The following is a 12,675-nucleotide window of genomic DNA, read 5'->3' on the forward strand; positions in this document are numbered from 1 at the left end:
CCCTCAGAGGGTGGGCACCCAGCACCCACCTCGGAAGGTAGCGGCTCATCGGCCCACCAGGGCCCGATTCGACTGCGGCGCGGCGTCGCACCCGGACAATCGGTGCTCTGCCGCGCCCCCTCGGAGCTGCGGCACCTGCGCGAGTAGTGGAACCGGAGTCACAGCTGAGCCCCGAGCCCCGCCAAGATGATGCGCAGGCCGGCCCGGAACTCGACCTCGGGATCACTGCCAGCTGCCGCGTGCGCGATCTCGATCAGCTTCGGGAACCGGTTGGGCGGAAGGGCCGCGACCCGATCGGTGATCGCCGCGAGGTCCTCGCCGCGCCCTGCGGACAGTGGACCTGCGAGTTCGGCCTGCGCGAAGCCGGTGACGAAACCGGATACGGTGCGGAACGCCACGAGCAATTCGGTCCCCGACCTGTCCCCACGGGCGAGTGCCTGCAATAGCGCCTCGGCCGGAGCGAGCGTAGTCAGGTCGAGGCTGCGCCTGGTGAGGATCAGGGGGATGGCGTGCGGATGAGATCGCACGGCGCGCCACATGCCTTCCGCGATCGCGATGACCTCGTCGGCCCAGCTGCCGGGCGGGTCGGTGGGCCAGTGCGCTTGTGCCATCACCGCTTCGGTGACCAGTTGCTCGAGTCCGTCCCGTCCATCGACGTAGTTGTAGATCGTCATCGGGCCGGTATCGATCGCCGCCGCGAGGCTGCGCATGGTCAGTCCCGCCAGTCCGTGTTCGTCGACCAGGGCCAATGCGGCGGTCTGTAGTTGTTCCCGCGTGAACTTTCTGGGTGCGGGCATGCTCCTCCTTGATTAAGTACATAGTACGTGTTTAGCTGTAGGCGTTCACGTACAACGTACCTAAAGGACTGTGTCATGACGATCCGCACCAGCTTTCCCTCCGGCCGCGACCGGTGCGCGGCCTGGTTGACCCTGCCCTCCGGGCCCGGCCCGCATCCGGTCGTCGTGCTGGTGCACGGCGGCGGCGCCACCCACGAGATGATGCTCGGCCAGTACGAGAAGTGGTTCTCCGACGCGGGCCTGGCGGTGGTGGCCTTCGACTTCCGTCATCTCGGTGAATCGGAGGGCGAGCCACGCCAATTGGTCAGCCAGCGCCGATATGCCGATGATGTCGACTCGGCGTTGCGGTTCGTCCGCTCGCGCGCCGATCTCGATTCCAGCCGGGTGGCGCTGTGGGGGACGTCGTTCGGCGCGAGCCACGTCCTCGCGGCGGCAGCTCGACACCCCGAACTCACCGCCGCTGTAGTGCAGTGCCCGGTCTTCAGTGGGCGCGCCGTCGTGGCCCGAGCCGGAGTGCGGCATCTGGCCCGATTCACCGTGCCGATCGTCTCCGACCTGCTACGTGCCGTGCTGCGCTTGCCGCGGCGCTACGTACCGCTCGTGGGCAGGCCGGGGGAGCTGGCCTTCGTCAATCAACCCGGAGCCCTTGAAGGCTGGCAGTCGGTCACTCCTCCCGGCTATCGGTTCGACAACCGGATAACGGCCGGCTCCGGACTGGGCATGCTGTTCTACAACGCGGCGGCTCGAGCCGCCCGCGTGCGATGCCCACTGCTGATCTGCGCATGCGACCGCGAGAACCTCATCGATCCAGCGATCGTGACGAAGGTCGCCGCCGCGGTACCCCATGCCGTCGTCGAGCACTACGACGCGGACCACTTCACCGTCTACCACCCGCCGGTGGTCGAGCGGATCGTCGCCGATCAGATCGCTTTCCTCACCGCGCACCTCGCGCCGAATGCGTAAGGGCGACAGCATCCTGGCGCGCCCACGCCATCTCGCCGAATGCGGCCGCGCCTGATCGCAGACTACGAGCGAGTATTGGGGCCAGGCCATCCGATTGTGCGTGACGATCTACTCCGGCTCACCGATCGCTAGCACGCGCCGGGAGGTCGACCCGCCGATCGAGCCACCATTGCGCGGTGAGCAGCGACAGCGTCCATCCGAGCCAGGTGCCGAGGCCTGCGATGGTGTGGGTGAGAAGTGTCTCGTCACCGCGAAAGGTCGTGTCGAGACGGGGGCTCAGCACGAGGTACAGGATCGCTCCCAGTACGCGGTTGACCACGATCGACAGGGTCAGCGCGAAGCTGCGGATCATCCACCGTCGGTGGTCGCCGAATCGGCGGCGCCGGGCCATGCGCCAGCCCGCGATCGTGCAGAGCAGCCACAAGGCGGACAGCATGACATTGCTGACCCGGGCGACCGGCCCGAACGGGCTCGTCGCACCGATCACCAGACCGGTCAGGCCGGCGGGCAGCACCCCCGCGAGGACGTAGACGCGGCCCAAGCGGCGGTGTAGTGCCGGATGGCTCCGGCGAAACCAGGGCCACACCTGGAAGCCGCAGATCAGGATCGCCACCGAGCCGCAGACGACGTGGGCCACCAGCAGCGGATAGTGCAGTGCGAAGCCCGGGTCGGGGACTCGTGACAGCGACCGGTCGAAGGTCAGGTAGGGAGGTAGGGAGAACGCGACGAAGGCGAAGACCAGTACCAGTAGCGGCCCGGTCCACGGGCGCTGCCACCAGGATCTGCGGGGTTCCGTGGGGACGGGGGGAGGCGATTGCCGGGTCGAAACAGTCATGGTGGAACCATCCGGGAAGCCGGGAGAATAACTATTGCGTATAAGCTACGCGTTGCGTATGGCATACGCAATACTGCCTGCGAGGAGAGACTGTGACCGAGGAACTGCCACCGGTGGCTCGGCTGCTGTGGTCGGGACAGCGGCCCACAGGCCGTGGCCCGAGACCGGCCCTGACCCTCGACCGCATCGTCGGCGCGGCCGTGGAGGTGGCCGACGCCGACGGGATCGGGGCGCTGTCGATGCAGCGAGTCGCCAAACACCTGGGCGCGGCGACCATGTCGCTGTACCGGCACGTGCCCAGCAAGGACGATCTGATCTCGCTGATGTTCGACTCGGTGATGGGCGACCCGCCCCCGTTGCGGTCCGACGACTGGCGCGCTGCGCTGGAACGTTGGGCCCGCGCGATCCGGGAGCTGTATCTGCGCCATCCGTGGGTGCTGGCGATCGGCACCGGCAACCGCTTCATGGGACCGAACGAAGCGGGCTGGGGTGAGGCTGCCAGTCGCGCTCTACTGGACGGCGGGTTGCCCGCGGCAGTCGTCACCGAGGCCCTGCTGTCGGTCAGCGCGTTCACCAGTGGAGTGACCCGGCTCGAGATCGATCCCGGTCTCGGCCGTGGCGCCGCCGGTCACGCCGGGCCGACGCTGGATCCCGCCGTGTTCGCCGAATTCGATGGGCCGGAACGCTTTCCGGCGCTGGCTGCGGTAGCGGGCGCGGGCGACAACCGCGGCGCGCCCGGCGGGGTCGGCACGGTGTTCGAGTTCGGACTCGCCGCCCTGCTCGATGGAATCGCCGAGCGATTGGTCGGCGGGCTCGACAAAGGCCGGTGACCCGCATATGCCCGCGGCGTCGCCGAGGCCGTCGCCACCGGAGCTCTTGTCTGCAAACAGCACATCTGGGCCCGCGTGCGGTGCGGTTATGCGGGCAGGTGGCCGTAGCCGAAGATGTTGACGAAGTAGTTGCCCGGGATCAGTTGGTTCATCGCGTGCCACTGTCCGGCCGGATCGCGCTGGTAGTAACTCCGCGGCAGCGAACCGACGTCGTAGCAGACGATATCGGCGGTGCCGAAGGGGCTCCAATAGGTGCTCGCGTCTGGGCGGCCGAGTTCGAGCGGGGTTTTGAACAGGTGGCTGCACGGGGTGACGTTCGGTTCGTAGATCGATGGCGCGGCCGCGGTGGTCGGCGCGAGGCCGACCATGCAGATACCGCCCCACGCCGCACATACCGCTGCGGTCAACGCGCGAGGGACAAGTCGTCCCATTTCGGTTCCCCTCTCCGATCGGCAACAGTGAGCACACGATAGCGGCAGGAATCGAGCGGCGGGGCGTCATGGGCGGGGCCGGGGTGAACGTCGAACCTCAACGCGGTCAAGCCATTCCGCTCGCCCGGCCCAGGGGATAGGGCGGTCGGATACAACCCGGCACAGCTCTGCTTCCGGATCTACAGGATTTCGCCGAGCTAACCGGAGCGCTGAGCGCGTTTGTGTCCGCAGGGACGTAGTCACGTGGTCGAGCGGAGCTCCACGCAACATTCCCCGGGCTTCGGCGCGAGCACCGCCTCGAGGGTTTCTGCCTCGAGTCCGGCGAGTACGCCGGTCAGGTAGGCGTGGTTGAGCCCGCACACGAGTTCGGGTTGGGCGGCGGCGAGCGGATGAAACGGGCAGTTGCGCATGCGCAGGCAATCCGGTGCTGGGCGCGTGGGTTCGAAGCCCTGTTCGGCCAGTAGCGATCGAAGGAGCGTGAGGGCGCGTTCGGCCCCGAGCCGCCCGGGCCGTACCTCCTCCCGCGTGGCGCGGCCGAGGGCCGTGCCACGGTCGGTCGCCACCCGGCGCGCGGCGTCGCGAGCGGTCTCACCAGCGTCGTGGGCCAGCACCGCGTCCATCAGAATCTCGGCCAGGATTTCGTGGCGGCGTTCCGGGATGCTCACCCGCACCTCGGTGTCGGAGGGCTGATAGACCTTCGGCGCGCGGCCGACTTTCCGGAGGCCGCCGACCTGCTGGTAACTCGCCCGCAGCAGTCCGGCGGCGACAAGCTTGTCCAAATGGAACGCCGCGAGTTTCCGGGAGATCCCGACCTGCTCGGCGGCCTCGTCGCGCGTGACCGGACGACCCGCGCGGCGGATGAACCAGTACATCCCCCGCCGCAACTCGTCATCGAGCGCGGCCACGGCACCGATCGCCGATTCGCTGGTCACCCGCTCATGATAACGCCTACAACTTCCGGCACAACTGTGCGCCGATCGGTATGAGGTGCAAGTCTTGACGCACCTCAGCAATAACGCCAATAATTATTAGTGTAATTGGCCACCCCGGGACACCGGCTACCACCTCTGAAACCACTATCCGATTCCCTTCCCGTCAGGAGACACCATGGGCATCGCGGCCTTGATTCTCTGGCTGCTCACCGCTGTGGGCGGCTTCGTTCTGCTCGGCACCTGGATCGCCGAAGGCGGCGCTCGGCAACCGAGCAGCAGTCACTTGCCCGCACCCGTTGTCTTCGGGCACTTCCCGCTCGCCGTGGACGGGAGCTAGTCGTGCTACAGCCCGCGCTCCGAGTCGTCCACGAGCCCGCCGCTCAAGTGGACCTGGCCGCCGCCGAGCACGCCGCCCGGCAATTCCTGACCGCGCTCGGCGTCGGCCTCGCCGACGAACACCTGCATGCCACCCCACGGCGCATGGCCCGCGCCTACGCCGAACTGTTCACCCCCCGCCCGTTCGATCTCACCACTTTCCCCAACGACGAGGGCTACGACGAACTCGTACTGGCTCGCCGCATCCCGGTGCGATCGGTGTGCGAACACCATCTGCTGCCGTTCGTCGGCGTCGCCCACGTCGGGTACCTTCCGGGCGAGCGCATCCTCGGGCTGTCCAAACTCGCCCGCATCGTCGAGCATTTCTCCCACCGCCCCCAAGTGCAGGAACGACTCACCAAGCAAATCGCGGATTGGCTCGCCGAGAACCTGCAACCGATCGGCGTCGGCGTTGTCATCGAAGCCGAACACACGTGCATGACCCTGCGCGGCGTCCAAGCCGCAGGCACGACCACCGTCACGTCGACCTTGCTCGGCACACTGCGCGAAGACGCCCGCTCTCGCCAGGAATTCTTCTCGCTCACCGGCGTCCTGCCATGAGCGATCAGCCGGAGCCGCCGAGTTTCCGCTCTGGCTGACCGGGTGCGGCCGGGCCCGCGGAGGTCTAGACGATCTTGGCGGCGATCAGCAGCTTCCAGATCTCGCCTTGGTCGATGACTTCCACGCCGAGTTTCTCCGCCTTGGTCAGCTTGCTGTCACCGACCCCAGCGCCGGTGATGAGCAGGTCGGTGTTCGCCGAGACCGAGGACGCCGCCGTCGCGCCCGCCTTCTCACACAGGCGTTGGAACGTCGGGCGGGCGACCTTCTCGCCGGAGCGCGGGTCGTTGATCGCGCCGGTGATCACCACCGTCTTGCCTGCCAAGGGCGCGCCGGCCGCGACGACCGGGGGAAGGTCCTCCTCACGCACATCCAGGCTGACGCCCGCGGCGCGCAGTCGCTCCAGTTCCGGACGCAGGCGCGTGAGATGTGCGACGAGGGAGGCGGCGACCTTCGGTCCGATATCTTCCACCGCCACGAGCCGTTCCTCGCCCGCCTCGGCGACCTCCTCCAGGGAGCGGAATCCCGCGCGGGCCAGGCGAGCGGCGGTGCCGTCGGAGGCCATCGGGATCGCCAGGCCGATCAGCGCGCGGCGCAGGCCGACTCGGCGGCTGGCATCGATCGAGTCGATCATCCGGGCGGCCGACACCTCGCCGATGCGGTCGAACTCGAGCAGGCGCTGTTTGGTCAGCGTGTAGAAGTCCGACGGTTGCTCCAAGATGCCCGCCTCGGCCAGGCGTTCGATCCATACCGGTCCGATCGCGTCGATATCCGCTGCCGCGCGCGACGCCCAGTGGATCAGCCTGCGCACCGTCTGTGCGGGGCACGAGACGTTGGTGCAGAACAGCTCTCGGCTGTTGCCCTGCTCGGTCACCGGCTGCTCGCACGAGGGGCACGTGGTGGGCGGCACGATCTCGCGTTCCTCGCCGGTGCGCTTGGAGGCGTCGAGCACGCCCGCCACGAACGGGATCACGTCACCCGCGCGACGCACCAGCACGGTGTCACCGACCTTGATGTCGCGGGCACGGATCACCTCTTGGTTGGCCAGCGTCGCCTTCGTGACCGTCGTACCGCCCACGAACACCGGCTCCAGCCAGGCGACCGGAACGATCTTGCCCGTCTTGCCCACATCCCAGACCACGTCGGTCAGCAACGTGGTCTTCTCCTCGGCGGCGAACTTGAACGCCAGCGCGCCGCGGGGGCAGTTCGACCGAGTCCCGGCCGCGGCGTAGGCATCCCGGTCGGCCAGCCGCAGCACCGCGCCGTCGAGGTCGTAGTCCAGCTCGTTACGGCCCGCCTCGATCGCGGTGATCGCCGCCTGCGCCTGCTCGGCGTCGGCACACAGCCGCATCTCCGCGCCCGCGATCCCCACCGCCCGTAGCCCCTCGGCGAGGTCGGCCGCGGCGCCGCCTGCGGAGGTGTCCAGGTCGAAGCCGAAGAACTGCAGGCGGCGCTCGGAGACCGTGGCCGGGTCCTTCGCCCGCAGCGTCCCCGCCGCGGCATTGCGCGGGTTGATCAGCGGCTTGTCCGGATGGGCGGTGTTGTAGGCGAGGAAAGTCGAACGCAGCATCACCGCCTCGCCACGCACCTCCACCCGCCCCGGGAGGTCGATCCGCTCGGGGACTCCGTCGACCAACGCGCGGACCAGCATGGTCACGTCGTCACCGGTGGTGCCGTCACCCCGGGTCACGGCACGCAACAGCCGCCCGTCCTCGAAGACCAGGGCCAGCGACAGCCCGTCGAGCTTCGGCATCACCACGACCGACTGGCCGGGGAAGCGTTCGAAGAACGCCGCGACCTGCTCCGGCTTGGTCGCCTTCTCCAGCGACAGCATCGGACGCGAGTGCCGAACCGGGGCGTGCAGCACTGCGGGCGCACCGACCTGCTCCAGCGGATTCGGGTCGGGCGCGAGGTCGGGGTGCGCCTCGATCAGCCCACGCAGCTCGTCCTCGATCGCGTCGTACTCGGCGTCCGCGACCAGCGGCGAGCCCTGGTAATAGGCATCGCGCAGCACCACAATGCGGTCCGCGAGCTCTCGGATGTGTTCCCCAGTGTCCACAGCACCCGACGCTACCGACACCCACCGACACCCCCCGCGGGTGGTGTTCGGGTCGAGACACCTTCGCCCCACGGGCGGCAGACCACATGAACGCCAACCGCTGACAACCCCGCCATCGCCCCGACCACCCACCCGACCGACACACCCCGAACCGACCCTGACTAGGCGATTAGCCCCGCCCCACCATCGTGCGGTAATCTCTTCGAGCGCCCGCACAGCGGACGCAACGGGCTGTGGCGCAGTTTGGTAGCGCACTTGACTGGGGGTCAAGTGGTCGCAGGTTCAAATCCTGTCAGCCCGACAGTGAGAACCCCTTCCGACCAGCGTCGGAAGGGGTTCTCTTGTTTATGTGGCCGGGTTGGATTCGAGCGGTTCTCACAGAAATCTCGCGTTTTCAGGCTGTGGAGCCTCGCGCCCACCGCTCGAGCACGTCTCGATTGTCCGGAACGGTCTCCGGGACGTCGATGTAGTGCGCCTTGGCCACCGCGCGGGTGTTGCCGAGCTGGCGGGCGGCGTGTTCGGGGTCGCCGTAGGCGTGGTCGACCGCGGTGGCCGCGCCTTTGCGGAACGTACGCGGGGTCACCCAGGCGAAGTTCTCCCCGCGCGCCGCACGCCAGATGCGGCCGAAGTTGTTGGGGTCGCGCAGCGACCCGTTTCGGGCGGGAAACAGCAGTCCCGTCGGGTTGGGACGGTCGCCGACTTCCAGGTCCTTGATCGCCTCCCGAACCGCCTCGACGGTGTGGGCGGGCAGCAGGATGCGCCGCAACCCGGACTTCGGGGCGGGTTTGCGCACCCATTTGCCCTTCACCTCGACCAGAGTGCCGGTGACGTCGAGGTAGGGCTCGGGCGCGTCGAGATCGATGTCCTCGAGCAGCAGCGCGAAGACAGCTGCGCTATTCGTCACGGTTCTCTTGAAGCGCTGGGGAAGCCGATCAGCGGTGGGTGGCGATGAGGCGACGCAGTGCGGCCTGGGCGGGTGGACCCCATGTCGGTTTGCCGCCAGGGCGGCCGTGGACCCCGGCGTCTGCGATGAAGATGCCGGCGAAGGCGCGCAGCACCGCCCATCCGCGGGCGCGCCGCACAGTCGCCGCGTCCAGGGCCCACTGGTAGGCGTCATGGAAGCGGTCGGTGGCGCCGTCGGGCAGCAGAATCCACGCGGCAGCCAGATCGAAAGCCGGATCGCCGGCGAAGAGGTCGCCGAAGTCGATAACGCCGCAGATCGCGCCATCGGCGGTGAGAACGTTGGCTGGATGCAGATCGCCGTGCAGCCACAGCGCCGGGCCGGTCCAATCGGGCGCGGCGACGGCGTCTTCCCAGACCGCGCGAACGGCATCGGGATCGGCGATCAGTCCCAATCCGGTTGCCGCTGCAAGCTGTTCGGCGAACCTGTCGGAACAGCGGGCCAGCGGGCCTCCGCGGTCACGGCTTTTGGGCGCATGCTCGGGGGCGGGTTGGTGAAGCGCCGTCAGGAAGGCGGCCAGAGTGGGGGCAGCTTGGGCTGCATGGGTGACGGGAGCTCGGTCGGCAGGCTCGCCCGGGACCCAGGTGGTGACGATCCACGGCCGCGGAAACCGTTGGGAGGGCTCGCCGAAGCGCTGCGGAACGGGAACCGGCAGTGGAAGACGCGGGGCGAGGGCGGGCAGCCAGGTGTATTCCTTGCGCAGCAACGCGTCCGCGGATTCCGTCGCCCAGGGCAATCGGACGGCGAGGTCGTCGCCGAGCCGCCACAGCTGGTTGTCCCAGCCACGTGCGCCGAGCCGCACAGGCTGATCGGCCAGGTCGGGATGCTGGTCACGCAGCAGATCCCGCACCAACTCCGCGGTGAGCTCGATCTCGGTGTGCGTCATGCGGCTTTACGCTAGCCGGATAACAGCCGACTGTTCCAACTTGTCGAAGTCGGGCTGCCGCAGATGGAGGGCATGTATTCGACCGCAGCGCTATTCGTCGGTGATTCGCACGGTTGTATCAACAATGCGCTACGCAAGTCGCGTGAAGTCGGTGCCGATCCGGCGGTACTCGGTGGCTGCGCTATTCGTCGGGCTTTGACGTGCCGGAGTCCGGCGTGGTGATCGGCCCGCGGCGATTGGGTTGGGGCGGGCAGTCTGGATCAGCGGTGGATATTGTGTTGTCGAGGGTGATGGTCGAGGTCGAGGATGACGTGGTGGGTGACGTTGCCTTCGATGGTCGCGCTGGGATCGACGCCGTGCTCGTCGAGTGCCTGATCAAGACGCAGTTCCCGCAGTGGGATGGTCTGCCGGTGTCGCCGGTGCCGGTGGACGGCTGGGACAACCGCACCTACCGATTGGGCTCGGAGATGTCGGTGCGGCTGCCGACCGCGGCAGCCTATGCTCCGGCGGTAGAGAAAGAGAGTGTCTGGTTGCCTCGACTGGCGCCGACGCTGCCGATCGCGATACCCACGGTGCTTGCCGTCGGGACTCCCGGGTGTGGGTATGCGTTCTCGTGGTCGGTGCGTGACTGGCTGCCCGGCCACACCGCCGACAGGGCCGCCATCGCAGACATGACCGGATTCGCGACCGATGTCGCTGAGTTCATTCGCGCGCTGCAGCGATGCGATGTCAGCGGTGCCCCGGCGGCAGGCGCGCACAGCTTCTACCGCGGTAGCCACCCAGCGCATTACGACGAGCAGACTCGACGCTGCCTGTGGGCGTTGACTGGACGCGTTGATGTTCGACGGGCCACCGAGATCTGGGACTCCGCTCTAGCGACGAAGTGGAACGAGACCCCGGTGTGGTTCCACGGCGACATCGCTGCTGGCAACCTCCTGACCTCCGGTGGGAAATTGACGGCGGTCATCGACTTCGGGACATGCGGTGTCGGCGACCCCGCATGCGATCTGGTTCTGGCCTGGACGATGCTGTCCGCGGATAGTCGCGCGACGTTCCGTCGGGTCCTCGGCCACGACGAGGACACATGGGCGCGGGCGCGAGGCTGGGCACTGTGGAAGGCATTGCTCACTCTGACCGAGGCCGCCGACGACTCCGAGCGGGAGAAATCCAGTCTGCGGATCCTCGATGAGGTCCTGGCCGACGATCAGTAGCGGGCACCTGTAGTTGCTGCGTCACTGTCTTGCGGTTGGATGGTTCCCTGGTGGAAGTACAGCTTCCATCCGTCGTCACGAATGCGGCTCTACGGTAGCCGGATGGCAGCCGACCGTTCCAACTGGTCGAAGTCGGGCTGCCGTAGATGGAGGGCATGCATTCAACCGCAGCGCTATTCGTCGGTGATTCGCACGGTTGGATCACCAATGAGACCAACTGTCGTGCTAATACGCCGCAGTTCGTGTAACTGGCAGCGTACGGATCATAAGATCACCGTGCATATCCATTGACGCGCCGTGAGCGGAGGAACGATGGGTGCCGAACCACAGCAACAACCGCGGGAGGGGGCGCAGCCTGCTCCATCTCAGGACCTGGACACATCGGCGAGGCCGCCCTCTGACCACGGGCCCGTTTTGAAGCCAATGCAAGGTCAGCGCCGGAGATTGGGTCCCGTAGTGGACGATATGCGCTGATTACAGCACTGATCACTGCCGTGATCCCGACCAAGCCTGGGACGTTGCCGAGCCCGGACGGGTCGCCGCCGCAGCATATCCGTGCATTCGCAGGCGGTGCCTACGGCTACTCGACCTGTCGATGTGAACCGGTGAGATCCTCGTCAGCCGTTCCCGCTCAGGGTTGTGGTCGACGGAGCGGGCGCGGTCCCTGCGGCGGCGAACAAGGCCTCCACCTCCCTGCCCCACTCCGGGTACATCTCGACCTTGCGCTTGTAGATCGCATAAATCTTCTCGGGCAGTTCAGGATTCGATTCGTCGGAGAATCGCACCGCGTACTGCTTGGCCAAACGCGGCAGGATGTACTTGTCGCCCTCTATATGCACCGGATCGTGCATATAACGTTCCAGCGCGTCCAAATCGGGAATCGCCGTCAGATACGCATGGGTGAAGCCCTCCGCCGGGTCTCCGAGGTCCGGCCCGATGGTCGAGAACACCGTCGACTCGACCGACGCGGTGCGTCGCATGGCGGCGAGCGCACGTTCCTGCTCTTGCTCGGAGACGCCGGGCTTGAAGCTGAACCGCAGCAGATTGATGATCATCGCCCCTCCACTATTGCACTGGTTAGTGCATATTAGAACACTCCCCAGTGTATTCGCTAGAGTTGCCTCGTGCCCCCACCGAAGCCGGAGCGCCCGACCGGGCGGATCGACAAGCGGCAGGCGATCCTGGACGCTGCATTCACTGTCTTCTCCAGGGACGGCTATCACCAGGCAGGCGTCGATACCATCGCCGCGCAGGCCCGGGTCGCCAAGCACACGATCTACAACCACTTCGGCGATAAGGAGACCCTTTTCCGCGAGGTGATCGCCAATCTGTCCTCGCAGGCGCTGACCCGCAATCTCTCCGCGATCGAAGTTCTGGACCGGGATGGTGACCTCACCACGCTGCTGACCGAGACCGGGCTCAGGCTCGCCGAGTGCTACTGCGACGAACGCTCCGTGGCGCTGCGACGACTGCTACACGCGACCATGCCGAACATGCCGGACCTGCTCGATATCGTCAAAAACAACGCCTCCGACCGAGTCGATGACGCATTATCCGCGCGACTGGCCAAACTCGCTCTGGCCGGCAAGCTCACTCTCGTCGCAGATCCCGCCATCGCTGCCGAACACCTCGCCGCCCTGCTCACCGCACCACTCGAAGCCCGTACCCGCATGGGGGCACGAAGAGTGTCCGAATCCGAGATGCGCGAGGTCACCCAGAACGCGATCGCGACGTTCCTCCGAGCTTTCGGCTGCAAGACGTAATACAAGGATCGCAGACTCCTCCGATGCCACGTGATCGGCATTTCAGGGCGTTCACGCACGGGTGGCCAGCTTCA

General features: G+C 67.1%; 14 protein-coding genes and 1 tRNA gene. 7 read left to right on the plus strand and 8 right to left on the minus strand.

Annotated features, from left to right (window positions below):
- Nucleotides 1–158 precede the first annotated feature (158 nt).
- Nucleotides 159–797, minus strand: a complete 639-nt coding sequence (locus HOV91_RS04950; RefSeq protein WP_174184249.1) for a TetR/AcrR family transcriptional regulator — start codon at nt 795–797, stop codon at nt 159–161.
- Nucleotides 798–872: 75 nt separating this feature from the next.
- On the opposite strand from HOV91_RS04950, the gene HOV91_RS04955 reads away from it, so the two are divergent.
- Nucleotides 873–1,760, plus strand: a complete 888-nt coding sequence (locus HOV91_RS04955) for an alpha/beta hydrolase (RefSeq protein WP_174184250.1) — start codon at nt 873–875, stop codon at nt 1,758–1,760.
- A gap of 118 nt (nt 1,761–1,878) precedes the next feature.
- Here HOV91_RS04955 and HOV91_RS04960 read toward each other — a convergent pair whose 3' ends face one another.
- On the minus strand, nt 1,879–2,595 hold the full coding sequence (locus HOV91_RS04960; protein WP_174184251.1) for a DUF2306 domain-containing protein: 717 nt from the start codon (nt 2,593–2,595) through the stop codon (nt 1,879–1,881).
- Nucleotides 2,596–2,687: 92 nt separating this feature from the next.
- Between HOV91_RS04960 and HOV91_RS04965 the strand changes: the two genes are divergently transcribed.
- Nucleotides 2,688–3,425, plus strand: a complete 738-nt coding sequence (locus tag HOV91_RS04965) for a TetR/AcrR family transcriptional regulator (RefSeq protein WP_174184252.1) — start codon at nt 2,688–2,690, stop codon at nt 3,423–3,425.
- 86 nt (nt 3,426–3,511) lie between these two features.
- Here the strand turns inward: HOV91_RS04965 and HOV91_RS04970 are convergent, their stop codons facing one another.
- On the minus strand, nt 3,512–3,856 hold the full coding sequence (locus tag HOV91_RS04970) for a hypothetical protein (RefSeq protein WP_174184253.1): 345 nt from the start codon (nt 3,854–3,856) through the stop codon (nt 3,512–3,514).
- Nucleotides 3,857–4,095: 239 nt separating this feature from the next.
- Nucleotides 4,096–4,788: a helix-turn-helix transcriptional regulator gene (locus HOV91_RS04975; protein WP_174184254.1), complete on the minus strand. Its 693-nt coding sequence runs from the start codon at nt 4,786–4,788 to the stop codon at nt 4,096–4,098.
- Between the two features lie 175 nt (nt 4,789–4,963).
- Between HOV91_RS04975 and HOV91_RS04980 the strand changes: the two genes are divergently transcribed.
- Both HOV91_RS04980 and folE read left to right on the plus strand, forming a co-directional pair.
- Entirely contained in the window at nt 4,964–5,125 is a 162-nt protein-coding gene (locus HOV91_RS04980; RefSeq protein ID WP_174184255.1) for a hypothetical protein, read from the plus strand.
- A gap of 2 nt (nt 5,126–5,127) precedes the next feature.
- On the plus strand, nt 5,128–5,724 hold the full coding sequence (gene folE / locus HOV91_RS04985) for a GTP cyclohydrolase I FolE (protein ID WP_174184256.1): 597 nt from the start codon (nt 5,128–5,130) through the stop codon (nt 5,722–5,724).
- Nucleotides 5,725–5,788: 64 nt separating this feature from the next.
- On the opposite strand, the gene ligA is transcribed toward folE, so the two are convergent.
- The gene (gene ligA / locus HOV91_RS04990) at nt 5,789–7,780 is read right to left on the minus strand and encodes an NAD-dependent DNA ligase LigA (protein WP_174184257.1); all 1,992 of its coding nucleotides are present in this window, start codon (nt 7,778–7,780) and stop codon (nt 5,789–5,791) included.
- Nucleotides 7,781–8,007: 227 nt separating this feature from the next.
- Between ligA and HOV91_RS04995 the strand changes: the two genes are divergently transcribed.
- Nucleotides 8,008–8,081: transfer RNA gene (locus tag HOV91_RS04995), tRNA-Pro, on the plus strand.
- 93 nt (nt 8,082–8,174) lie between these two features.
- On the opposite strand, the gene HOV91_RS05000 is transcribed toward HOV91_RS04995, so the two are convergent.
- Both HOV91_RS05000 and HOV91_RS05005 read right to left on the minus strand, forming a co-directional pair.
- Nucleotides 8,175–8,684: a site-specific integrase gene (locus HOV91_RS05000; protein WP_174184258.1), complete on the minus strand. Its 510-nt coding sequence runs from the start codon at nt 8,682–8,684 to the stop codon at nt 8,175–8,177.
- 28 nt (nt 8,685–8,712) lie between these two features.
- On the minus strand, nt 8,713–9,627 hold the full coding sequence (locus tag HOV91_RS05005; RefSeq protein WP_174184259.1) for an aminoglycoside phosphotransferase family protein: 915 nt from the start codon (nt 9,625–9,627) through the stop codon (nt 8,713–8,715).
- 215 nt (nt 9,628–9,842) lie between these two features.
- Between HOV91_RS05005 and HOV91_RS05010 the strand changes: the two genes are divergently transcribed.
- Nucleotides 9,843–10,838, plus strand: a complete 996-nt coding sequence (locus HOV91_RS05010; RefSeq protein WP_312884471.1) for an aminoglycoside phosphotransferase family protein — start codon at nt 9,843–9,845, stop codon at nt 10,836–10,838.
- Between the two features lie 617 nt (nt 10,839–11,455).
- On the opposite strand, the gene HOV91_RS05015 is transcribed toward HOV91_RS05010, so the two are convergent.
- On the minus strand, nt 11,456–11,893 hold the full coding sequence (locus HOV91_RS05015; RefSeq protein ID WP_174184260.1) for a Dabb family protein: 438 nt from the start codon (nt 11,891–11,893) through the stop codon (nt 11,456–11,458).
- Between the two features lie 69 nt (nt 11,894–11,962).
- On the opposite strand from HOV91_RS05015, the gene HOV91_RS05020 reads away from it, so the two are divergent.
- Nucleotides 11,963–12,601, plus strand: coding sequence for a TetR/AcrR family transcriptional regulator (locus HOV91_RS05020; protein WP_174184261.1), 639 nt, complete (start codon nt 11,963–11,965; stop codon nt 12,599–12,601).
- The last annotated feature ends 74 nt before the right edge of the window (nt 12,602–12,675 follow it).

Origin of the sequence: Nocardia barduliensis (assembly GCF_013315795.1) — a bacterium.
GTDB lineage: Bacteria > Actinomycetota > Actinomycetes > Mycobacteriales > Mycobacteriaceae > Nocardia > Nocardia barduliensis.